Raw genomic sequence first — 22,362 nt, forward strand, 5'->3', positions numbered from 1 at the left:
TTTCTGTACGGTTTATTGGACAGCTGTCCTCTTATTATGTAAGAATATTCTGTTTCTGTAATCAGTAATTATTTATTCGCATCTGCCTCACGAAGTCTGTGGATCATCTCCTCACAGATCTCAAGCTCGCTCTTACCATCGGTCTCAATAACGATGTCGGCTGCTGCCTCGTATTTCGCACGACGTTTCTCCATCAGATCTGCGATGAACGGAACCGTCTTGTTGTTCTCAAGCAGCGGACGGTCATGGTTGTCTTTTACACGCTCCAGGATCGTCTCAGGTTTTGCGGTAAGGAGTACAACACGGCCGTTTTTCTTCATTTCAACAACGTTGCGCTCTCTCATGGGAACACCACCGCCACAGGATACGACAACATTGGACTGAGACTGCATCTCAATGAGAAGGTTTGTCTCAAGCTCACGGAAATACTCTTCTCCGTAAGTCTCAAAGATATCGGAAATGCTCATTCCCTGTCTCTCCACGATACACTGATCCATCTCCACAACATCCATAGCCAGCGCGTTCTTCAGATAATCAGAGATTGTGGATTTCCCTGCGCCCATGAATCCGATCAGGAAAATATTGTAGTTGAAAAGATTTCTGGACTGGATTCTCTTACTGTTCTGTGTGATGCTTGCGAAAACATCATTAACTTCTTTCTTATGGCGTCTGCCTTCCATTCTGGCTTCCAGCCATCCTTTCTGCTTCGCCTCCTGCTCCGGCTGCAGTACCGGAAGATTGTTGGCTTCCTTGTATACCATGATGTCCTCTACGATTCTGTTTCTCATAAGCAGTGCGTCCAGGATGATCTCATCGCACTGTCCAAGGCTCTCTCTTAATACTTCTAACTGGTTCATAACTTCTCCTTTGCTTCGTTCGTTGTATCACGGATTTCCGTCATCACTTTATCACTTTAAACCAAGTGTCTGTTCTTATTATACCAACTGGTCATTTTTATCTCAACCTAAACTTTTATTGAATTTGCACATGTAATTCATAGATATTTTCTATGATTTTTTCAGGGAATCCTGTCACATATCTTACCGAAGAATGAGCCCTGACACCCGGAATCACACTTCTTCCTCTGCCCTCATAACCAAAATCCTATTGAAATCTACAGTCAAACGGATATTCGCAATCCGCATTCGCTACACAGCTCTACACCGAATAACTGCTTCGCAGTTTATCAGGAGGATCACTCCTCCTGATACAAGCAACTCCCCCCGCTGCTTATTGCTTTTCGCAAGTGAAGCAGGGGACTTCCTTGATTCGATTAAAAAAATCTCTGCCCTATTATTACAAAAGCAGAGATTTTTTCATACAATTTTTTCACAGGTATTCTACTGTATCACTTCATAGATCCGGTAATGTTTGAAAATATAATCCCGAAACTGCTCCACAAGAGAACTTGGGTACCGTTTTTTCAACATTCCCATGTATATGTAACGGCGGTAATGAAGATTCTCGATATTTAAGATCTTCACAGGCAGAGTATGGATCACCGGCACATCCGGCACGATTCCCACACCGAACCCTTCTGCCACCATTCCCGCGAGGGCGCCATCCTCCTCCACTTCAAAAGCGGTTTCCGGTACGATCCCCTCTTTTTCAAAAAGTTCACGCACCACAAAATACAGCCCACTGGTAGGGGTAAAAGTCACCTGGGGATACTGGCCCAGTTCCTCTATGGTCACTGTATTTTTTCCGGCAAGAGCATGATCTTCCGGTACAACAGCCACCAGTTTTTCTTCCGCTACCGGTACAAAACTGATCTCTTTTTCCCCTTCCGCACGGGAGCAGAAGATCATGTCAAACTTTTCTTCTTTCAGGCCCCGGATCAGGTTCCCGGTAGCTGCATTCTGGAAATGAAAATCAATCTTCTTCCCTTCCTGCTCATCAAGAAACCCACGTACAAGTTCCGGAATAAATCTGCGTCCCTGGGTATGGATATATCCGATGGAAATGCTTCCGCCTGGAATCCTTGCCGCCTCCTGGATCCTCTCCACACCAAGATTCAGGATATGTAAGGAATCCTGCACATATTTCAGAAACATTTCCCCGTATTTGGTCATGGTCACATTTCTTCCGTGACGCTCAAAAAGTGGAACCTGGAGTTCTTTTTCCAGGTTGGAGATGGCATGGCTGAGGCTTGGCTGTGTAATATCCAGCCGCTTGGCCGCCCTGGTATAATTTTCGATCTGGGCAAGCGTCACAAAATATGTGAGCTGATTTAAGTTCATATGTTAAAAAATCCTTTCTTTCCTCCGCTTAAGAGACTTTCCGGCAGGTAATTCAGCCTGCCTCGCTGCCTGGTCTGTTTCACATACCAAGGCTCAGGAGCTCTTTTCCCGCCGCAAGTCTCTCGTAAAACTGCTCATAAAAATCCCGGTTTCCATCATAAGGTTTCCGATAGAACTGGTTTACCACATACATATTCAGGTTTCGGATCAGGTCACTGTCCTCACTCTCATAGAGAACTTCCTGTACATCCAGAAGAAAATAATGCCAGTCACAGACAAATTTTTCGTAATTTTTGAAATCCGGTGTATCTACCCATTTCCGGACCTTGATCTTACTGCGGCTGGTCTTTTTGCACTCGTGGATCTGAAGGATGTACTTAAATCCACCATCCTCATAATATCTTCCCAGCGGAAACAGGCGGCAGAAACCCGGACGGAAGCTGTGGATGGAGCACCTCCCGTTTCCATCCAGAAATACGCATCGTTCCTCTGCGCCCGCCATCTTAAGATGCGGCAAAATGTTCCCGTCTGTAACGCCAAGTTCGATTTTTCCCGTGAGAAGCTGGTCCGCACTTAAATGAAGGCCCTGGCTTAACCGCCATACATCCAGCGGGTCCAACACAACGGAATCTCCCATTCCCGTACAGCAGTCAAAACAGCCTTTGCAGTCCTGGCAGTCTGCCTTTACCATGTCATTTGCTTCGTATAAACGGCCGTCGGAAATCTCCTCCAGCGTAACTTCCCGCCGCATCAGACCAGAGTCTCCAGTCCGGTAACGCCCCAGTCCTCTGCCAGGCTTTTCACTCCGTCCAGAACCTCTTCTCTGGAGTAACCGTGGTCATCCAGGTAATCTCCGTCCATATCGTTGAGATACAGATAAAACGTAAGGGCAAGTTCCAGATAATCTGGATCATCATCCTCCATATTCATAAGAAGCTCATTTTCCGCTCCGTTGATATCTCCCTCATCAGCAAGTCCGATAACCTTCTTAAAAAGATGATCTGCTTCTGTATAATCTGCCTCTGCTGCCGGAAGTGTATACTGTGGCATGTCTCCTTTAAGAAGAAGCCTTGTGATCAGTCTTGCGATATCCTGAATATTTCCTGACATTCTGTCATCGTGTAATCCCATATCCGTTTCCTCTCTTTCTGCTGTCCTGTTCTGCCAGATACCTGCTTTCTGACCGGCGCATCTATATCCAAATCTCCGGGTACCTGCTTCTGACAGCCAACTTATTTAATCCAGTCTGATTCCTGATAATGCCTGTGCAAATGCGTTGTTTACCGGCTCGTTGGCCTCTTTCTGCTGTTTTTTAAGATAACGCTGCACATCCCTTTTATTGACACCTGCACCTTCTTTGGCACGTCTTGCCTGGAAAGCTGAAAGCTTCTCTTTATATCCGCACTGGCATACAAAGGTCTCTTCTTTTCCCTTCAGAAGCATCTCCATCCGCTTGTGGCATTTCGGGCAGCGCGCGTTGGTTGTTCTGGATACCGTCTCCCTGTATCCGCATTCTCTGTCCTCACATACCAGCATCTTCGCATTCTTTCCATTAACTGCCAAAAGGTGTTTGCCACAGTTGGGGCATTTCTTGTTTGTCATATTGTCATGGCGGAACGTTCCCTGTCCGCTCTTGATCTCATCTACGATCTCACAGGCATACTCACGGATCCCTGTGAGGAATTTATCCTGACGGAGTTTCCCGTTTGCGATATCGCTGAGTTTCATCTCCCAGTCTGCGGTAAGTTCCGGCTTCTTCAGTTCTTCCGGAACCAGTTCCAGGAGCTGTTTTGCCTTGGAGGTAATGTAGATCTCATTGCCTCTTTTTTCCATCATAAAACTGTTAAAAAGTTTCTCGATGATATCGGCTCTTGTTGCTACTGTTCCAAGACCGCCGGTTTCGCCCAGAGTTTTTGCCGCCTTTTTGTCGTGGCTTTCCATAAAGTGGACCGGATTCTCCATGGCGCCAAGAAGTGTGGCCTCTGTAAATCTTGCAGGCGGTTTTGTCTGTCCATTTGTAAGGGATGCAGATTCCACAGTAAGAATCTGGCCTTCCGCAAGGGCCGGAAGCTTCTGGTCTTTCAGCCTGTCAGCCGCCTCTTCTTCCTCATCCTGACAGCCACCTTCATAGACTTCTCTCCATCCGGCGCTTTTTACGATTCGTCCGCTTGCGGCGAAAGTTTCTCCTGCTGCCGTTCCTTCCATGCTCACCTGCTCATATACAGCCGGCGGATACAGCACACTTAAGAAACGGCGGACTACCATATCATAAATTTTCCGTTCCTCATTTGTCATATGATCCAGCTGTACAAACTGTTCTGTCGGAATAATTGCATGATGGTCACTGACTTTCTTATCATCCACAAAACTTGCATTGGCCTGGATTGGTTTGTTGGCAAGCACACCGGCAAGTTTCCGGTAAGGACCTGTTCCACATGCCTGAAGACGTTCTTTAATAGTAGGAACTACGTCTTTTCCGATATATCTGGAATCGGTCCTTGGATAAGTAAGAACCTTATGGTTCTCATAGAGCCGCTGCATGATGTTCAGCGTCTCTTTTGCGGAAAAACCGTATTTCTGATTGGCCTCTCTCTGAAGAGTTGTCAGATCATAAAGTCCCGGTGCATAAGTTTTCTTCGGCTTTCTGGAAACTTTTGTTACGGTAATGCTGCCTTTTCCGGCTTTTGTCTGGATCTCCTGGGCACGTTCCTTCTTAAATGTACGGAGGCTTCCGCTCTTTCCGTCACGCCAGGTCCAGCGCACGTTTCCTGCCTCAATAGTAATTCCGTAATAGCTTTCCGGTTTAAATTCCCGGATCTCCTGCTCTCTTCTTGCGATCATGGCAAGGGTCGGTGTCTGCACACGTCCGCAGGAAAGCTGTGCATTGTATTTACAGGTCAGCGCTCTGGTTCCGTTCATTCCCACCAACCAGTCTGCCTCTGCCCTTGCCTGTGCCGCACGGTAAAGATTATCATAATCATGACCATTCTTAAGGTGGGCAAAACCGTCACGGATCGCCTTGTCCGTTACCGATGAGATCCACAGACGTTTGATTGGTTTATGACAGTCTGCCTTTGCAAGGATCCATCTGGCTACCAGTTCTCCCTCTCGTCCGGCATCTGTGGCAATGATGATCTCCCCGATATCCTTCCGGTAAAGCTGGGTTTTTACTGCATTGTACTGTTTGGATGTCTGACGGATCACCACCAGTTTCATCTTCTCCGGCATCATGGGAAGAGTGGAAAGTTCCCATTTGGTATATTTTTTATCGTATTCTTCCGGATCTGCCAGGGTTACCAGATGTCCCAGTGCCCAGGTCACCACATAGTCTTTTCCTTCCAGGGTTCCGTTCCCTTTCTGGCTGCAGTGGAGGACTCTGGCAATGTCTCTGGCAACCGACGGTTTCTCTGCGATCACTAATGATTTCATATTTTTTATTTCACCTCATGCTCTTTGGAGCCTTCTCGATTACGCTCCAGGGTTCACCTATTATAGCATGAAAAAAGCACTTCGTCCAGAAAAGGGCCAAAGCCTTTTTCCGTCGAAATGCTCTTTTATTTTTTTGTGTTTTTTGTTTTTATTACGCGCATTTTCCGCTGATCTTATAACCTACCCCACGAACCGTTTCCACCAGATCACCGGCTGAACCAAGTTTCTGGCGGAGGGTACGGATATGTACATCTACGGTTCTGCTTTCCCCGTCAAATTCATATCCCCAGATCTGATTTAAAAGCTGAGTTCTGGAGAGAACCGTTCCACTGTTTTTCAGAAGGAGACAAAGCATCTCATATTCTTTCAGTGTCAGATTCACTGGTTCCTGGTCAACGGTCACCTCATGTCTTCCCGGACACACATAAAGATTTTCCATGCGGTATTCCTCTGCGCCATTGTCCTCTGATCTCCGAAGAAGGGCCCGTACCCTGGAGATCAGTTCCATCATGCGGAACGGTTTCGGAATATAGTCATCTGCACCGCTGTCCAGGCCTACCACTGTATCAAATTCACTGCCTTTTGCAGTAAGCATGATCACCGGAAGTTTCCGGACATCCGGACGGATACGGATTTTCTTTAAAATAGACAGTCCGTCTTCTTCCGGAAGCATAATATCCAGAAGTACCAGAGAAGGCTGTTCTTTTTCCATCGCCTTCCAGAAAAGTGATGGCCGTTCAAATCCCTGTGCATCAAGGCCCTGACTGTTTAATGTATATACAACAAGTTCACGGATACTTTCGTCATCTTCCACCAGATATATCATAATTTTCCTCCAACTTCATTTTTCACCTGACAGTTGCAAGTATAAAGTGCCTTCGTAAAATCCAACATAGAAAAAACGTTAAGTTTATGTAAAATATAGAAATCCTTAAGAAATTTTAATTTGTAAAAGCCGGACGTCAATGTTATGATAAAGCTGACAGTTGTTTGGAGGTTTTTATTATGTATTCTTTTATTGTGAATCCCAATTCAAGATCCGGAGAGGGGCGTAATGTCTGGAACCGGCTTCGCAGCATCATGGAAAGTCAGGGGATTTCATATCAGTATTTTCTCACAGAATATGTGGGACACGCCACAGTGCTGGCAGAAAAGATCAGTGCCGCTGGAACGCCGGAAGATCCGGTAACGCTGGTAACTGTAGGCGGTGATGGCACAATTTACGAAGTACTTACCGGGATCCGTGATCTGTCTTCAGTCATCTTTGGATTTATTCCGGTTGGGTCCGGCAATGATTTCTGCCGCAGCATGGGCCTGCCATTTGATCCTTTTGAAGCACTTCACTCCATCCTTGAGAACAGAAGGACGATTTCCATGGATGTTCCTGTGATCCATCTTGGCAGCCATTCTTACCGGTTCGGCATCAGTGCGGGAATGGGTTACGATGCTGCAGTCTGCCAGGAAGTCCTGATCACCCCGGGGAAAAAATTTCTCAACCGTCTCCATATGGGCAAACTGATCTATCTTATGGTGGCGCTGAAACAGTTTCTCTTCCTCACCCCGTCTTCGGTTACGGTAACCTTTGACGGAAGCGAACCACAAACCTTCGGGAAAACCTGGTTTGTGGCTGTAATGAACCAGAAATACGAAGGAGGCGGCTTTAAGTTCTGCCCGGATGCCAGTCCGGATGACGGCCTTCTGGATGTAATCGTCATTGAAGGAATCTCCAAACTGAAAATGCTTTTCTGCCTGCCAGGTGCACTCTGGGGAAAACATACACACCTTCGCGGTGTACATATTTCGCAGTGCAAAAACGTACATATTACAAGTGACCGTCCTCTTCCTGTGCATAAAGACGGAGAATCCGGCGGAATCCAGCGCGAATTTTCTGTGACCATTGAAAAGAAACCTTTAAAAATCATAATGCCTGTGTTATAGTAGCAGGTAGATACTTGACAAAAAAGAAGCTTAAGACTGACACCCATGGCATTTTGGCCATACATCAAGAAAAGGAGCGGCAAAATGTTGAGTAAGATAAAAAAATACAGGCACGGTTTTATCATAGCGATCTATTTCGTTGTGTATCTTATCCTGTTTGGATATCTGGAACAGCGGCCTGTACGTGCCTACCATGTTGTACATACTGTTTTTGATGATATGATCCCGTTCTGCGAGATTTTTATTATTCCGTACCTTTTATGGTTTCCATATGTGATACTGACAGTTGTGTATTTCCTGTTCCGCAATAAGAATAAACGGGAATATTTCCAGCTGATCTTCAATCTGATGATGGGAATGACGGTTTTCCTTGTTGTTTCCTACATCTATCCGAATATTCAGCATCTCCGCCCTGCGGTATTCCCGAGAAACAATATCTTTACACAGCTGATTGCAGAAATCTACAGGACAGATACCCCGACCAACATCCTGCCAAGTATCCATGTATTTAATTCCCTGGCTGTTTATTTTGCCATCCATCACTGCCAGGCACTGAAAGATAAGAAATGGATCCAGAGAGGATCTCTGATCCTTTCCATTCTGATCATCCTGTCCACCATGTTTATCAAACAGCATTCGGTGATCGATGTATGTCTCGGTACCACACTGGCATTGTTCGGACATCTGCTGTTCTACCCACAGAGAGTGGAAGATTATGAGGAACAGCGTGCTATGGCACAGATGAGCAAGAAGAAACCGGAACAAAATTTATAACAAAAAAAGCCCCGTTGGGGGCTTTTTTATTTGCGTCCTAGTTAAATCCATAAAACTTCTGACAGATCTTATAGGCTGCCACAAACATCTTTCTTCCACCTCTTCCCGGAAGGTTGGACACTCTTCCGAAAAGACTTCTCCGAAGTTTCCGGTACAGTCCCATATTCTGATCTTTGATGTAATCCTGCAGCTCCTGTTTTTTATCCAGGCATTCCTGCGTTGCAGCTCTTACCAGCATGATTGAAGAAACGGTTGTGATGATATCCAGATAGCTGAACATATACGCACGGAGTCTCCGGTTGCTTACATTTGCTTTCAGATAGGCATCCACCATCAGCTTGTTTACACGGATCTGCTGATCAATACGTTTGATCATTACTTTCTCATTGACGGACTGATCATCTCTTCCAATAAAATACCGGTAGAAATTCACATCCAGATAATAGAGATTTTTTACATAGGGAAGCGGCTCAAACGCAAACAGATTATCTACATAGAACGTATGCTTCGGAAGTTCCATTCCACAGTCATGAAGAAGTTTGGTACGGTAGATCATGGAATGCATAAGAAGGTACTGGCCTTTTTTCATATGGCGTACTTCGTCCCATCCGAAAATCTGGTTTGTTGGAAAACAGTGTCTGTACTGCATGACCTTTTTGCGGGTAGCTCCCTGCTTCTCATAGACGAAATTACTGATAAGAAGATCCACAGTCTCGGCTCCGCGGGTGAGATCGTAAAGTGTCTTCAGGATCTCATAATAGGCATCCTGATTTACCCAGTCATCGCTGTCCACAACTTTGAAATAAAGTCCTGTTGCGTTTTTGATTCCTGTGTTCACTGCCTGTCCATGGCCGCCGTTTTCCTGATGGATGGCTTTTACGATGGTTGGATATTTCTCGGCATAATCATCTGCAATCTCGGCAGTACGGTCACTGGAACCATCATCTACAATGATGATCTCTACTTCCTCTCCTCCGATCAGCAGGGAATTGATGCATTTTGACATATAAGCCTCTGAATTATAGCATGGTATTGCTACGCTCAAAAGTTTCATGTGTTTTCCTCCTTCATGTATCTGGTGTATGCGCGAAACGCAGATGGTATTGCATATTTCTCGGCAGATTCTCTCTTATCTGCAAACAGGAACTTTTCCCTAGGTGCTTCTTCCAGAGAAGATACCGCGATACGGTAAGCGCACATCCTCCATTCAATATGTGAAAAAATGTGCTTCGCATCCGGCAGTGCTTCGATCCTTAAGGGTTCCAGTCCCATATCTTTTACCTGGGCGAGAGCTGCCTTTTTGGTCAGGTGTCCTTCCACATTGGGAAGCTCATAAAGGCCTGCCAAAAGTCCTGTATCCGGGCGTTTCCGGATTGCTGTGCTGGCACCGTCCTGGATTACAAGGATGGTGCGCTGTTCTATGGTGCGGGCTTTTTTCGGTGCTTTTACCGGAAGTTCTTCTACTGTTCCGTGTTTTCTGGCAAGGCAGAATTCTCCTAGAGGACATTCTTCGCATTTTGCCGTTCCGTTTGGAACACAGACTACAGCTCCCAGTTCCATCATGGCCTGGTTGAAATCTCCGGGCCGATCCTTGGGCATCCGCTCTGTAAGCTCGTTTTCTACAGCTTTCCGCACAGACTGTTTCATGATATCTTCATGGTTTTCGGTTAGTCTTGTATATACCCGCAGTACATTTCCATCTACTGCCGGGACTTTCTTCCCGTAGGCAATGGATGCAATGGCACCTGCCGTATATCTTCCTATTCCTTTTAACGAGAGAAGTGTCTCAAAGTCTTCAGGAATCCTGCCGTCATATTCTTCCATGACCTGAATGGCCGCTTTCTGCATGTTGCGGACACGGCTGTAATAGCCAAGTCCCTCCCACAGCTTGACAATACGCTCCTCCGGCGCCGCCGCAAGTGCTGCCACATCTGGAAGCTCCTGGATAAACCGTGCAAAATAAGGTTTCACAGCTTCCACTCTGGTCTGCTGGAGCATGATCTCCGATACCCAGGTGTAATAGGCATTGTCCTTATCACGCCAGGGCAGGATCCTCTTGTTTTTATCGTACCATTTCAGAAGGGGTTCTGCAATGTTTTCGGTCATATTGTTTCCTTTCTATAATTTCACCGGTACCGGATCACAGATCTTCATGGAATCTTCCGTGATGGCGCAGTCATAGGCCAGGATGTAGACACCGGCATCTGCTGCCTCCTTAAGTGTTTCCCCGAACTTCGGATGTGTCTCCCGGTTCGGTTCAAAATACCGTACGTCCTTCATCTGGATCACCAGAAGAAGATAGGCCTCATAACCGTCAGATGCCGCTTTCATCAGTTCGTGGAGATGCTTGATCCCACGCTCTGTAGGTGCGTCCGGAAAACGCACGATATCATTTTCTTCCAGGGTGACGCCTTTTACCTCAATAAAAGCCTTTCGCTCTTCAGATTCCACATACAGATCAAAACGGGAGTTTCCATATGTCTTCTCCCGCCTGACAGTCACTTTCTCCGGAAAAAGATTTCCGGCTGCCACCCACTCTTCTGCTGCTTTATTCGGAGCCTGGGAATCCATATTGATCCAACGGCCCGCCTTGTTTACACAGATCAGATCGTATTTTGTTTTCCTGGCAGGATTGTCACTCTTTTCCAGGATCACTTCTGTTTCCGGAACAAGAAGTTCTCTGCATCTGCCTGTGTTCTTTACGTGAACCGTCTCCAGCTGATCCCCGATCTGTACATGGGCGATAAACCGGTTTGGCCTGTCTTTGAAAATACCTCTGATCGTATTTTTATAGTTCATATTTTTTCCCTCATATCTTTTACTATAACATAAAATCTTCAAAAGCGCAGTTGCTTTTTTTTCTTTTCTCATATAGAATTGTTTTGTACTATGTCCAGTACAAAGAGTTGCTTTTTTACATATTACAGATATTTTGGGAGGTTTTTCTGATGGACAGTATTATTTTTGATGTTGACGGTACGCTCTGGGATTCCACAGGGATCGTGGCTGAGGCATGGAGCAATTACCTTATCCATACGGAACACATGGATACTGATGTAAGTTCTGCGCGACTGATGGGGCTTTTTGGTCAGCTTTTACCGGATATTGCCAGAGCTCTTTTTCCGGAGCTTTCGGAAGCGGAACAGCTTCGGATCATTGACGGCTGCTGCCAGGCAGAGCACGAGGCACTGCTTCGCAAATGTGCTCCGCTGTATCCGGATCTTGAGGAAACACTGAAGATCCTTTCCAGCCGTTTTCCTCTTTTTATCGTCAGTAACTGCCAGGCCGGATATATTGAAGTGTTCCTGAAATCCACAGGCTTTGGCCACTATTTCAAGGGCCATCTCTGTCCCGGTGACACCGGCATGGCCAAAGCGGAAAATATCATGAAGATCCGCGAGGATAATAATCTTTCCGATCCGGTTTATATCGGTGATACTATAGGAGACTTTAATGCCTGCCGGAAAGCAGGAGTTCCTTTTATCTTTGCTGAATACGGTTTCGGTCAGGTGGATAAACCGGATTACCGGATCACCAGGCCTTTTGACCTTACGGAGATATGCAGATGAGTATGAAAAGATCAAAATCCATAGACCTTACTTCCGGTCCAATCCTGAAAACTCTTGCGGAACTGGCCCTTCCTATCATGGCCTCTTCCTTTCTGGGAACTGCCTATAATATCACGGACATGGCCTGGATCGGGCTTCTGGGATCCAAAGCAGTTGCCGGCGTAGGGGTAGGTGGCATGTATGTGTGGCTTTCCCAGGGACTGGTCGCCCTTCCCCGAATGGGCGGACAGGTAAACACTGCCCAGGCCTGCGGCAGGAAAGATTATAAAGAAGCCGGTTTCTACGCAGCCAGTGCCTTGCAGATGACCATTCTGTTCGGCCTCTTATTTGCTGTGGCAAGCATCGTTTTTCTCGATCCGCTGATCGGATTTTTTAATCTGGCAGACCCTGATGCCTATGCTTCTGCCAGATCTTATATGCTGATCACCTGCGGACTGATCATTTTTTCCTTCCTGAACCTGACCCTCACCGGACTTTTCACAGCTCAGGGAGATTCCAGGTCACCACTGATGGCCAATCTTCTGGGACTTGTAGGAAATATGATCCTGGATCCACTCCTGATTCTTGGCGTGGGACCGTTTCCACGGCTTGAGACTGTGGGGGCTGCCATTGCCACAGTAACTGCTCAGATCCTGGTTTTTTCAGTGTTGGTTTTCCGTATTTTTACGTCCAGGCTGGAACCCAATGTACTTCGTGGGCTTCATCTTTTCTCACGTTTTCCGGGAAAATTTTATAAAAATATCCTCCGCATTGGTCTGCCAACAGCTATCCAGAGCATGATCTACTGCATGATCTCCATGGTACTGACCAGAATGGTTTCCGCCTTCGGTGCTGCTGCCATCGCTGTTCAGCGTGTGGGCGGACAGATCGAATCTGTTTCCTGGAACACCGCAGACGGTTTTGCCTCTGCCTTAAATGCCTTTACCGCACAGAATTTCGGTGCAAAAAAATATGACCGGATCCGCCATGGATACCGTATTTCCTTTGGCATCCTGGCAATCTGGGGACTTATCATAACCGCATCTTTTGTACTGTTCCCACGGCCGATCTCCGGTCTGTTTTTCCATGATCCGGAGTCACTTGGAATTTCCGTAAATTACCTGATCATCATTGGTTTCAGCGAGGCGTTTATGGCCATTGAGCTGATGACCATCGGTGCTCTGTCCGGTCTTGGAATGACCAAACTCTGCAGTATCATCAGCATTATCCTGACCGGTTCCAGAATTCCGCTTGCCATGCTGCTGACTCACGTGGGAATGGGACTTGACGGTATCTGGTGGGCGCTTTCCCTTACTTCCATTGTAAAGGGCATTGTCTTTACAATGACATTCCGTCATACCAGCCGTACAAAATTAAACGATAGTAGTTCCGGGAATTAATGCATCAAAAGGAACTTGTCCGGATGTGATCTACCGCTTCCCACAATGCTGTCAGACCTTTACAGGATTACTCAAAATAAAAACCTCTCTGCGAATCCGGAAACGATAAGAATCGTTTCCGGATATCCACAGAGAGGTTTTTTATGGATCACAGAAATCGGCCCTATATTATTTTTTCAGACATTTTGTTCTGAGAAGAAACAGAAAAACTGCGAGGATCATAAATAAGATAACCACATATGCAATCTTTGCTGCCATGCTTTCGGTAAAAGCATCGACCCCGGTGGCAATTCCAATAAGAATCAGGCAGATTCCGGAAAACTTTTCCATTTTTTTCTCATCATATTTCTGTGCTCTGGCCTGAGTATTCCCACCTTTCATAAACACAGATCCATGACCTGTAAGAAGCATAACGCCTATTACCAGCGCCGCAATTGCCAGTACATAACTGAATGTCTGATCAAACATAATTATTTTCCTCCTTATAAATAACAGGAGCCCCGCACCGGATCACCGGCTGGCTCCTGTTTGTTATTGCTATAGATCCGATCAATAAAAACAGATAATCGGAACATTGTACTGAATAATATTGTAAAGCTCTCCTGCCTTATCCGGCGGCATATTGATACAGCCGTGGGAACCTCCTGTGAGATACCGGTCACCACCAAAGTATGGCTGCCAGTCCGCATCATGGAATCCAATTCCTCCGTTAAACGGCATCCAGTAAGTTACCGGCTGTTCATAAGAATATGTTCCATCTGCTTTCTTGGTACCACGGAGTACATCCGGGCTCTTCTTGTAATACAGGGTGAAAATTCCAGGAGGCGTTTTTCTCTCCGGATCACTTGCGAGTCCGGATACGATATCCGACTCAAATATTACATTTCCATCCTGATAATACCACATATACTGCTCAGTCAGATCCACCTCAATGTAAGTATTACCCAGATCATTGACGCCATAGGAATTGGCTCTCATGGAATAAACCGGCTCTCTGGTCGTCTGCGTTCCGGACTGTATCTCCTGGGTAAGCTGTGCTACCTCTCCGTCCTGATCGATCTTCCAGCCATATGCAGATCCATATACAGATACTGTTCTTCCACTTGTAGTCTGGAACTGCCGCTCTGTGCTAACTGTGTCATGTGCTGCCGCAAGCTGTGCTACATAATCAACAATATGCTGTTTAAAAGACGCATCATCCTGGATCAGCTGTCCCTTCTCGTCAAACTGCAGCCAGTCTTTGATCGTATTTCCGTCAAGAGTTACTGTCTCATCCCCAAATGTATACGTGATACTTGCTTTCGCAAAATTGTTGTATGCATCTACAGTTGCCTGAAGATCAGCACTGTCACTTGTGATATCGGCTGTGACATAAGCATCCGGATTGCTTCCCAGATCTACTTCCGCGTCATCACTGCTGATGGCCTCACTGATCATCTGATAAGCTTCTTTTACCTTCAGCTCACTTCCTGCTGTCTCCGGCACAATAGTGAACTCAGAATTATTAAAACTTACGTATGCATTTTCCGGAGCTACCTGATTCTCCTTCTGTGCACAGTTCAGCGACTTCACCTCATTCTCCAGCTTGGTCTTGTCAAAAGCTGTCTCCTCTTTCGCTGTATAGGTTGTTTTTTCAAAAAAACCTTTCACCCATTCATAAGGTTTCTGCTCTTTCAGAAGATTCAATATCTCTCCACTTGATATATAGCGATAGTCGATATCCGAACCGGTGATCGTCTGTGCTTCCTGATCTCTGGCCTTTATCTCAATGCTGTAATCCGCCATCTTACTGGCGATCTCCTGTTCTACCTCATACGCAGTTTTATTGGAACTGTTAATTCCATTGATTGTTGTCCCCTCAAAAAAATGATTCGTGTAGTAATAAGACACTCCTGCGTACGCACACCCGGCAGCAACCAGAACCATCGCTGCGATCATTCCAGTTACCCTCAAAGCCTTATGCTTTTTCTTTTTGGGGAGAACGATGGGGGCAAATTCAGATTCATCAATAGGCACATAACTGATCTTCTTCGGCCTCGCTGACTTGGAAGTGACTGTACCATTGCCAGATGGCCGTCCTGATCTTGAAGTTCCTGATCCACCGGATGGTCTCGCAGATCTTGCATGCGACACATTAGATGGTCTGGCTGACTTCGAATGTCCTGCAGATTTTGAGTTCTCTGCTGTTACGTGAGAAGCGGATGGATCTGATTTTTTCTCAGGCTGGACATCTCCGACTGTATCACTGACAATCTTCGCCATGGCGTCATTGATCTTATCTTCGATGTCTTTCTTCTCCTCGTTGCTCATATTTATATTTCACCTCTATGTTTATGTGTCTTTCGAAAAGACACCTTTCCATTGATACTTTCCGGGCTAATCCGCACTGATGTGCACGGATCAGTTACCAGCTTTTTCATTATATCATACTTTCTGGAAATTGCATCTCATTTCACGGTTTTTTTATAACTTATTTGTACCGTACAATTTCCGGGACATATCTTTCATAACATAAAAATACATGCCCCATAAAAGCACCGATGCAAAAACCCATGCCACCGGACTTGCCAGGCAGGTACCAACATAGCTGCTTTTTCCTGCTGCAATGGTAGCGGTGATTCCTCTTCCCGCAAGTTCTGCCACACCTGCCATCATAGGAAGAAGACCGTATCCCATTCCCTGAATTCCATTTCGCAACACATTGACAAAATACAGCGGAATAAAGAACAGTGCCACACATTTTACATAGATTGCTACCATGGGAAGCACTTCTTCAATATTATCCGAGATAAACAGATATGCGAAATATTTTCCCGCAAAGAACAGAAAACTTCCTACAACAACCGAATATATAATTCCTATAAAATGAGAAGCCCGGAATCCTTCGCGCACTCTTTCAAGTTTTCCGGCTCCGATGTTCTGTGCGTTGTAGGTAGCGCTGGCAGTTCCCTGTGCCACAAATGCCTGGGTAAAAATCTGCTCGATCTTGCTTCCCGCGGTAAACGCCGCCACAGCATAAGACCCCAGCATATTTAAGGCAGACTGTACCATCATGGTTCCGATCGCTGTAATGGAATACTGAAGTCCCATGGGAATCCCCACACCGATCTGCTTAAACGCAAGACCGCGTCTGAAATACCAGTCTTCTTTTTTCATACGAAGTTCCGGCACAAACTTCCAGATATATATAAGGCACAGAACTCCGGATACGCCCTGGGAAATAATGGTAGCCCAGGCTGCTCCGGGCGTTCCCAGCTTAAACACGATGATAAATACGAGATCCAGCACAATATTCAGCATTGCAGATAAGATCAGAAAATACAGTGGCACTTTACTGTTTCCCAGTGCACGTAGGATGCTGGCCAGGATATTATATAATGCCTGGGCAAAAATACCTCCGCAGATAATCATAACGTAGGCATATGCGTCCTTAAAAATATCATCCGGTGTATGCATGAATTTCAGAAGTGCATGCATGCCTGTCATGCTGATGGCTGTCATAACTGCGGAAATCACAGCGGTCAGGATCAGTGCGTTTCCTACGGTCTGGCGCATCTCATCCATTTTTCCCGCACCATATTTCTGCGCAGTCAGTACGGTAAATCCGGCTGTCAGTCCCAGAAGGAAACCTATGATCAGAAAGATGATCGTTCCCGTTGAGCCGACTGCCGCCAGTGCCTTTGTTCCTACAAATTTTCCTACAACTACCGCATCTACCATATTGTAGAACTGCTGAAATACATTACCGATAAATACCGGGATCGTAAATCCCAGGAGCACTTTTACCGGCTTCCCCTGTGTCATGTCTGTTTTCATGAAATACTTTTCCCCCTGCTTAATTCATTCAATTATAAACTTTGTGCTGCTTTTTGTTATTCTTTTTATAACTTTATACTTACTCAAAACTTACCTATCTTTATGTATCAGAGGGATTATAGTTGAAATGGAATGATTTTACAAGATGATTTTGAAAAATTTTTCCATGTGTGAAAATAGGAACAATCCGACGAAAAAAATCCCCGCAGATCTTTGAAAATCTGCAGGGATTCCATATATCTTATTTATTTCTCAACAAGAAGAGACTCTCCTGTCATTTCCTTCGGCTGCTCCATGCCCATAAGCTGGATCAGTGTCGGAACGATGTCTGCAAGGCATCCGTTCTCACGAAGTGTGTATTTCGGATCTGCATTTACCAGGATAAACGGAACCGGATTGGTTGTATGAGCAGTCCATGGCTCACCGGTCTCATAATTTATAAGCTGTTCTGCATTACCGTGGTCAGCGCAGATAAAGAGCTGTCCGTCAACCTCTTTGATTGCCTCTACAGCCTTTCCTACACACTCATCAACAGTCTCAACAGCCTTGATCGCAGCTGCCTCGACACCTGTGTGGCCAACCATATCCGGGTTTGCGAAGTTGATGATGATCACATCATATTTATCAGATTTGATTGCCTCAACAAGTTTCTCGCAAACTTCCGGTGCGCTCATCTCCGGCTGCATGTCATAGGTCGGAACCTTCGGGGATTTTACAAGGATTCTGTCCTCTCCCTTGTTCGGCTCCTCAACGCCACCGTTGAAGAAGAAAGTAACGTGTGCGTACTTCTCTGTCTCAGCGATACGTGCCTGTGTCATATTGTGAGCTGCAAGATATTCACCGAATGTATTGTGAAGAAGAACTTTGTGGAATGCTACCAGTTTGTTCTGGATCGTATCATCATACTCTGTGAAGCATACGAATGTAGTATCCAGTCTCTTCACTCTCTCAAAGCCTTTGAAATCATCATCGCAGAAAGCTCTTGTGATCTCTCTTGCACGGTCCGGACGGAAGTTGAAGAATACAACGGAATCCTTATCAGAAATGGTTGCAACCGGTTTGCCGTCTTTCTCGATCACTGTCGGAAGTACGAACTCATCGGTCTTGCCATCATCATAGGAAGCCTGAACTGCTGCCGCAGCATCTGTTCCCTTTACTCCTTCGCCCTGTGTAAGAGCTTTGTATGCAAGCTCTACACGATCCCAGCGGTTATCACGGTCCATTGCATAGTAACGTCCGGAAATCACACCGATCTCACCAACGCCGATCTCTTTCATCTTGGCTTCCAGCTGCTCTACAAACTCTTTACCGGATGCAGGCGGTGTGTCACGTCCGTCCAGGAAGCAGTGTACGTAAACTTTCTTAAGTCCTTCTCTCTTGGCCATCTCAAGAAGTCCATAGAGATGGGTATTGTGGCTGTGTACACCACCGTCAGAAAGAAGTCCCATGAAATGGATTGCAGAATCGTTCTCTTTTGCGTTCTTCATAGCAGCGAGAAGTGCCTCGTTCTTGAAGAAATCTCCGTCCTGGATCTCTTTTGTGATTCTTGTAAGCTCCTGGTATACGATACGGCCTGCGCCCATGTTCATATGGCCAACCTCTGAGTTACCCATCTGTCCATCCGGAAGACCTACAGCAAGACCGCTGGCATTGCCTTTTACAAACGGATAATCTTTCATAAGTCCGTCCATAACCGGTGTCTTCGCCTCATATACAGCATTTCCGTCATGTCTGTCATTGAGTCCGTATCCATCAAGGATCATTAAAACTGTTGGTTTTTTACTCATAATTTTCCCCTTCTTATCTTTGATCGAAGTTCCATCCGGCACAGATTTCCGACGATATGGAAACTTCCTGCGCCATCCGGGATTCTTTTGTTTTCCATTTTATATAGTACCAAAATCCAGGAATTTTGCAACGCTTTTTTTATTTCTCATATACACGGATCATGGAAGAGATCTTTCTTACAGATGCACTGTTCTCCAGTTCTTCCTTAACCTTAAAGAAAGCGCCCTCACTTACCAGCTTGGTGATCACAACAACCTCTGCTGTATCCGGTCTCTTGCTCTCTTTCTGCATGATCTGTGCAACACTTGCCTGATATTTTGCAAAATGCTCCAGGATCTCCGCAAGCACACCACAGCGGTCCTCAACCTGCAGACGGAGGAAATAACGGTTGTGGGTATCTGCCATGGCTTTTACGGGAAGTGTCTTATAGCAGGTGCAGCCCACACGTCCACAGCAGTCTGCTTTCATGTTACGGACTACCTCAAATATATCACCGACAACTGCACTTGCTGTTGGAAGTTCTCCTGCTCCACGTCCGTAGAACATGGTATCACCTACAGCATCTCCATGTACAAATACCGCATTGTAGGAATCATTGACAGATGCAAGCGGATGCTCTGCCGGGATCAGCATCGGGCATACATAAGCCTCAACACCGTCCTCCTGGCAGCGGGCAACACCCAGAAGTTTGATCTCACAGCCCATTTCCTTGGCGTAGCGGATATCTTTCGCTGTGATCTTGGTGATTCCCTCGATATGAACATTGTCAAGAGTAACTCTGGAATTAAAAGCAACGGAGGCAAGGATCGCTACCTTTCTTCCTGCGTCAATTCCTTCTATATCTGCAGTAGGATCTGCCTCTGCATATCCAAGCTCTGTGGCAAGAGCAAGGGCATCTGAAAATTCCATTCCCTCCTGGGACATCTTGGTGAGGATAAAGTTCGTAGTTCCGTTTACGATTCCCATCACTTCCGTTACATGGTTGGCCTCGAGGCTGTTCTTCAGCGGGCTGATGATCGGAATTCCTCCGGCAACAGCAGCCTCAAACAGGAAATCTTTCTGTGCAGCCTTGGCGGTTTCCAGAATCTCTTTTCCGTGGACTGCGATCAGATCCTTGTTTGCAGTCACCACGTTCTTTCCGGCTTTCAGTGCTGCAAGAATATAAGTACGTGCCGGCTCAATTCCTCCGATCAGCTCGATCACAATATCTATGGAAGAATCTCCTTCTATATCTGCCCAGTCTGTTGTAAGAACAGATGGATCTTCCACCTTCTTAGATGCTTTCTCAAGGTTACGCACCAGGATCTTCGTGATCTTTACCTGACGTCCAAGCTTGGCTGTCATTTCCTGCTCCTGATTTTTGATAACTTTATAGACTCCGGTTCCTACTGTTCCAAGACCAAGAAGGGCCGCATTTACGACTTTTTCGCTCATTTTCTGATGTCCCCTTTCCGTTTTTTCCAATTTTTATCAGAGTTAACTCCTATGTTATGGCAGAAAACGCTTTTTGTCAAGCTCCGGCAGCGGAAGGAGTTCCAGCCAGCTGCCGAAAATTCCGGCGATCAGTTCCTGAACCATGATCTTGGACCGGGGTTCCAGTTTATCCAGCTGACGTACCATGGCCGCCAGACTTTTCAGGCCGCCGTCCTGAATCTGTGAAATCGTCTCTGCTCCGGTTGCTTCCAGCACGGAAAAAAGTTCCCCGATCAGATGCTCCCTCTGTCTTTCATCCATATGGTCGATCCATTTATGGAGACTCCGATCTGATGCCGCCGCTCTTCTCGTCAGACTTTCTTTCTCTATAAAGGATGGTCCCATCACCTCCCAGGTAAAAGCATCATGCTGCAGGATTCCCTTCTGGGTACTCGCTACAATCAGAGGATCTTTCTGGTGGTTGAGCAACATACCGATCACCGATGCCTCAGGAATGATACGAGTGACTTTTGGCAAAACCTTTTCTACTTTCTCTGAACTGAAAAACGCTTCCGGGAAACCCGGGCCGTCGTTGTCATAAACGGAAAGGATTTTTTCCTGAAGTGCGTCATCACACTGCATTGCCGTGTACATAGCCAGATTTCCTCCCTTGGAATGCCCTCCGAGTCGAATCATGGACTGCATGTAAGTCCCATTAAATTCCAGATATTCCAGTGCTTTTCTATGAGAGGGCACAATTCCGTTGCTCAGGTTAAAATCTTCTTTCCATCCTACAATGGTATCGTCCGTTCCACGAAAAGAAATATATGCAGTTCCGTCAGGAAGTTCCACTGTAACTGCCGAAAACTGCTGCGCTTTCCGGAAAAGGATCTCATTAACATATCCTCCTGCCCTGCATTTTCGAAATCTTTCTGAGCTGGCCATTTTTTCAAGAAGAATTGGTGTATTTTGCAGAAAAGCACTTTCTGCTTTCACCTCTCCATCCTTTTCTTTTCCGGAAAATATCTCAAAAAGTTCTTCCACAGAAAGAGTATTCCCGTTTTTTACATCAGCTATTTCATCCAGATCCAGATAAGAAAAACATGCCAGTATCAGATTGTCTACTTGATTAAAGGGTGTCTGTTCAAAAGTAAGATCCCCTCTCCAGTCCAGATAATCCAGAATATTTCCCATTAAAATCCTCCCCAAATGATCCTATAAGCGTCTTCCGCACAGTTGCAGGCTTTCTTTCTATTATAATACGTAACAGCTATGCTGTATCCCCAATAATCTCCTTACTATTATCATAACATAAATCCAAATCATTTGCTCTTTTCATCCAGTTTTTTTCTGAGGTAAATAATGTAGTGAATGCATCCACAGGTAAACGCTGGAAAAAGAATTGACAGACCTGCTGCTGACATTATATAGATTGCTGCTCCTTTTCCCGCTTCCGGTGTTCCGGCTACAAAACAATAAAACATTGTAGCTGAAAAATAAAGTATAACTACCACCGAAAAAAAGATCTTAAAAAACTTCCTCATCGTTTCTCCTTTCCATAGTGTCGGTATAAGGACACTGTTGTAATCCCAATTTTACCCTCATAATAAGATTAATTCAAGGACGAATCGGACAGGATATACATATGATAAAATATGACAGATTTTGGGTCACGATGAAGGAACGCGGAATTACTCAGTATGATCTTTATGAACATTATCAGATCACCCGTTCACTTCTGGACAGACTGCGAAAAAATAAAAATGTTGAAATTTACACAATAGACAGGCTATGTTCCATTCTCCACTGTGAGATTGAAGATATTGTGGAGCATATTCCAGAGCCTGATGAAATGAATGAAAAAACAGATACGAAGAATTATACTTCTTCCTCTAAAGATGATAAAAACTCTCTCTGACTGTAAAGGAATGCAGCTTTTCGTCGGCTGTGTCATCCATGTCAGAAAGAGTTTTTTATGTTATTATCACTTTTTTACTTTCCAGCTCGATTCTTTTC

The 22,362-nt window shown here is 45.6% G+C and carries 20 protein-coding genes; 5 read left to right on the forward strand and 15 right to left on the reverse strand.

Annotated features, from left to right (window positions below; all coding sequences use genetic code 11):
* Positions 1–68: 68 nt before the first annotated feature.
* The 6 genes from G5B12_RS06615 to G5B12_RS06640 form a co-directional block, all read right to left on the reverse strand.
* Positions 69–857 carry a shikimate kinase gene (locus tag G5B12_RS06615; RefSeq protein ID WP_021977237.1) on the reverse strand — a complete coding sequence of 263 codons (789 nt, stop codon included), beginning with the start codon at positions 855–857 and terminating at the stop codon, positions 69–71.
* A 483-nt stretch (positions 858–1,340) separates the two neighbouring features.
* Entirely contained in the window at positions 1,341–2,240 is a 900-nt protein-coding gene (locus tag G5B12_RS06620) for a LysR family transcriptional regulator (RefSeq protein ID WP_021977238.1), read from the reverse strand.
* Positions 2,241–2,319: 79 nt separating this feature from the next.
* Positions 2,320–2,991, reverse strand: coding sequence for a YkgJ family cysteine cluster protein (locus G5B12_RS06625; protein WP_021977239.1), 672 nt, complete (start codon positions 2,989–2,991; stop codon positions 2,320–2,322).
* The gene (locus G5B12_RS06630) at positions 2,991–3,371 is read right to left on the reverse strand and encodes a DUF6483 family protein (protein WP_174087948.1); all 381 of its coding nucleotides are present in this window, start codon (positions 3,369–3,371) and stop codon (positions 2,991–2,993) included. The genes G5B12_RS06625 and G5B12_RS06630 overlap by 1 nt, the downstream gene beginning before the upstream one ends.
* Before the next feature lie 105 nt (positions 3,372–3,476).
* The gene (locus G5B12_RS06635) at positions 3,477–5,669 is read right to left on the reverse strand and encodes a DNA topoisomerase III (protein WP_174087949.1); all 2,193 of its coding nucleotides are present in this window, start codon (positions 5,667–5,669) and stop codon (positions 3,477–3,479) included.
* Positions 5,670–5,820: 151 nt separating this feature from the next.
* Positions 5,821–6,495: a response regulator transcription factor gene (locus tag G5B12_RS06640; protein ID WP_021977242.1), complete on the reverse strand. Its 675-nt coding sequence runs from the start codon at positions 6,493–6,495 to the stop codon at positions 5,821–5,823.
* Between the two features lie 179 nt (positions 6,496–6,674).
* Between G5B12_RS06640 and G5B12_RS06645 the strand changes: the two genes are divergently transcribed.
* Both G5B12_RS06645 and G5B12_RS06650 read left to right on the forward strand, forming a co-directional pair.
* Positions 6,675–7,607: a diacylglycerol/lipid kinase family protein gene (locus tag G5B12_RS06645; RefSeq protein WP_021977243.1), complete on the forward strand. Its 933-nt coding sequence runs from the start codon at positions 6,675–6,677 to the stop codon at positions 7,605–7,607.
* Between the two features lie 84 nt (positions 7,608–7,691).
* Positions 7,692–8,381 carry a phosphatase PAP2 family protein gene (locus G5B12_RS06650; RefSeq protein ID WP_021977244.1) on the forward strand — a complete coding sequence of 230 codons (690 nt, stop codon included), beginning with the start codon at positions 7,692–7,694 and terminating at the stop codon, positions 8,379–8,381.
* 37 nt (positions 8,382–8,418) lie between these two features.
* Here the strand turns inward: G5B12_RS06650 and G5B12_RS06655 are convergent, their stop codons facing one another.
* Genes G5B12_RS06655 through sfsA form a run of 3 tightly spaced genes read right to left on the reverse strand, consistent with a single transcriptional unit; the run spans position 8,419 to position 11,180 of the window.
* Entirely contained in the window at positions 8,419–9,435 is a 1,017-nt protein-coding gene (locus G5B12_RS06655) for a glycosyltransferase family 2 protein (RefSeq protein ID WP_118062135.1), read from the reverse strand.
* Positions 9,432–10,487 carry an A/G-specific adenine glycosylase gene (mutY, locus tag G5B12_RS17420; protein WP_021977246.1) on the reverse strand — a complete coding sequence of 352 codons (1,056 nt, stop codon included), beginning with the start codon at positions 10,485–10,487 and terminating at the stop codon, positions 9,432–9,434. The genes G5B12_RS06655 and mutY overlap by 4 nt, the downstream gene beginning before the upstream one ends.
* A 12-nt stretch (positions 10,488–10,499) precedes the next feature.
* Positions 10,500–11,180 carry a DNA/RNA nuclease SfsA gene (gene sfsA / locus G5B12_RS17425; protein WP_244096056.1) on the reverse strand — a complete coding sequence of 227 codons (681 nt, stop codon included), beginning with the start codon at positions 11,178–11,180 and terminating at the stop codon, positions 10,500–10,502.
* Between the two features lie 149 nt (positions 11,181–11,329).
* Between sfsA and G5B12_RS06665 the strand changes: the two genes are divergently transcribed.
* Both G5B12_RS06665 and G5B12_RS06670 read left to right on the forward strand, forming a co-directional pair.
* The gene (locus G5B12_RS06665) at positions 11,330–11,950 is read left to right on the forward strand and encodes an HAD family hydrolase (protein WP_174087950.1); all 621 of its coding nucleotides are present in this window, start codon (positions 11,330–11,332) and stop codon (positions 11,948–11,950) included.
* A gap of 2 nt (positions 11,951–11,952) precedes the next feature.
* Positions 11,953–13,329 carry an MATE family efflux transporter gene (locus G5B12_RS06670; protein ID WP_174087966.1) on the forward strand — a complete coding sequence of 459 codons (1,377 nt, stop codon included), beginning with the start codon at positions 11,953–11,955 and terminating at the stop codon, positions 13,327–13,329.
* A gap of 168 nt (positions 13,330–13,497) precedes the next feature.
* Here the strand turns inward: G5B12_RS06670 and G5B12_RS06675 are convergent, their stop codons facing one another.
* The 6 genes from G5B12_RS06675 to G5B12_RS06700 form a co-directional block, all read right to left on the reverse strand.
* Positions 13,498–13,797 (reverse strand): DUF3784 domain-containing protein, encoded by a 300-nt coding sequence (locus tag G5B12_RS06675; RefSeq protein WP_174087951.1) that lies wholly within the window; start codon positions 13,795–13,797, stop codon positions 13,498–13,500.
* Between the two features lie 81 nt (positions 13,798–13,878).
* Positions 13,879–15,639, reverse strand: coding sequence for a L,D-transpeptidase family protein (locus G5B12_RS06680; RefSeq protein WP_244096058.1), 1,761 nt, complete (start codon positions 15,637–15,639; stop codon positions 13,879–13,881).
* Between the two features lie 153 nt (positions 15,640–15,792).
* Positions 15,793–17,145: an MATE family efflux transporter gene (locus tag G5B12_RS06685; RefSeq protein ID WP_021977252.1), complete on the reverse strand. Its 1,353-nt coding sequence runs from the start codon at positions 17,143–17,145 to the stop codon at positions 15,793–15,795.
* A gap of 245 nt (positions 17,146–17,390) precedes the next feature.
* A complete protein-coding gene (gpmI, locus tag G5B12_RS06690) occupies positions 17,391–18,932 on the reverse strand; it encodes a 2,3-bisphosphoglycerate-independent phosphoglycerate mutase (protein ID WP_021977253.1) in 1,542 nt (513 codons plus the stop codon).
* Positions 18,933–19,071: 139 nt separating this feature from the next.
* On the reverse strand, positions 19,072–20,367 hold the full coding sequence (locus G5B12_RS06695; protein ID WP_021977254.1) for a homoserine dehydrogenase: 1,296 nt from the start codon (positions 20,365–20,367) through the stop codon (positions 19,072–19,074).
* Between the two features lie 54 nt (positions 20,368–20,421).
* Positions 20,422–21,540, reverse strand: a complete 1,119-nt coding sequence (locus G5B12_RS06700; RefSeq protein ID WP_021977255.1) for an Mbeg1-like protein — start codon at positions 21,538–21,540, stop codon at positions 20,422–20,424.
* A gap of 451 nt (positions 21,541–21,991) precedes the next feature.
* Between G5B12_RS06700 and G5B12_RS06705 the strand changes: the two genes are divergently transcribed.
* Positions 21,992–22,264 carry a helix-turn-helix domain-containing protein gene (locus G5B12_RS06705; protein WP_021977257.1) on the forward strand — a complete coding sequence of 91 codons (273 nt, stop codon included), beginning with the start codon at positions 21,992–21,994 and terminating at the stop codon, positions 22,262–22,264.
* Positions 22,265–22,362: the final 98 nt, after the last annotated feature.

Origin of the sequence: Blautia sp. MSK.20.85 (assembly GCF_013317245.1) — a bacterium.
Lineage (GTDB): Bacteria > Bacillota > Clostridia > Lachnospirales > Lachnospiraceae > Blautia_A.

Bases quoted from the DNA above. Each gene is read 5' to 3' on its own strand.
- G5B12_RS06625 (WP_021977239.1), bottom strand. From the start codon at position 2,991: ATGCGGCGGGAAGTTACGCTGGAGGAGATTTCCGACGGCCGTTTATAC.
- G5B12_RS06615 (WP_021977237.1), bottom strand. From the start codon at position 857: ATGAACCAGTTAGAAGTATTAAGAGAGAGCCTTGGACAGTGCGATGAG.
- G5B12_RS06705 (WP_021977257.1), top strand. From the start codon at position 21,992: ATGATAAAATATGACAGATTTTGGGTCACGATGAAGGAACGCGGAATT.
- G5B12_RS06620 (WP_021977238.1), bottom strand. From the start codon at position 2,240: ATGAACTTAAATCAGCTCACATATTTTGTGACGCTTGCCCAGATCGAA.
- G5B12_RS06685 (WP_021977252.1), bottom strand. From the start codon at position 17,145: ATGAAAACAGACATGACACAGGGGAAGCCGGTAAAAGTGCTCCTGGGA.
- G5B12_RS06645 (WP_021977243.1), top strand. From the start codon at position 6,675: ATGTATTCTTTTATTGTGAATCCCAATTCAAGATCCGGAGAGGGGCGT.
- G5B12_RS06665 (WP_174087950.1), top strand. From the start codon at position 11,330: ATGGACAGTATTATTTTTGATGTTGACGGTACGCTCTGGGATTCCACA.
- sfsA (WP_244096056.1), bottom strand. From the start codon at position 11,180: ATGAACTATAAAAATACGATCAGAGGTATTTTCAAAGACAGGCCAAAC.
- G5B12_RS06680 (WP_244096058.1), bottom strand. From the start codon at position 15,639: ATGAGCAACGAGGAGAAGAAAGACATCGAAGATAAGATCAATGACGCC.
- G5B12_RS06700 (WP_021977255.1), bottom strand. From the start codon at position 21,540: ATGGGAAATATTCTGGATTATCTGGACTGGAGAGGGGATCTTACTTTT.
- G5B12_RS06670 (WP_174087966.1), top strand. From the start codon at position 11,953: ATGAAAAGATCAAAATCCATAGACCTTACTTCCGGTCCAATCCTGAAA.
- G5B12_RS06695 (WP_021977254.1), bottom strand. From the start codon at position 20,367: ATGAGCGAAAAAGTCGTAAATGCGGCCCTTCTTGGTCTTGGAACAGTA.
- G5B12_RS06655 (WP_118062135.1), bottom strand. From the start codon at position 9,435: ATGAAACTTTTGAGCGTAGCAATACCATGCTATAATTCAGAGGCTTAT.
- gpmI (WP_021977253.1), bottom strand. From the start codon at position 18,932: ATGAGTAAAAAACCAACAGTTTTAATGATCCTTGATGGATACGGACTC.
- G5B12_RS06675 (WP_174087951.1), bottom strand. From the start codon at position 13,797: ATGTTTGATCAGACATTCAGTTATGTACTGGCAATTGCGGCGCTGGTA.
- G5B12_RS06640 (WP_021977242.1), bottom strand. From the start codon at position 6,495: ATGATATATCTGGTGGAAGATGACGAAAGTATCCGTGAACTTGTTGTA.
- G5B12_RS06630 (WP_174087948.1), bottom strand. From the start codon at position 3,371: ATGGGATTACACGATGACAGAATGTCAGGAAATATTCAGGATATCGCA.
- G5B12_RS06635 (WP_174087949.1), bottom strand. From the start codon at position 5,669: ATGAAATCATTAGTGATCGCAGAGAAACCGTCGGTTGCCAGAGACATT.
- mutY (WP_021977246.1), bottom strand. From the start codon at position 10,487: ATGACCGAAAACATTGCAGAACCCCTTCTGAAATGGTACGATAAAAAC.
- G5B12_RS06650 (WP_021977244.1), top strand. From the start codon at position 7,692: ATGTTGAGTAAGATAAAAAAATACAGGCACGGTTTTATCATAGCGATC.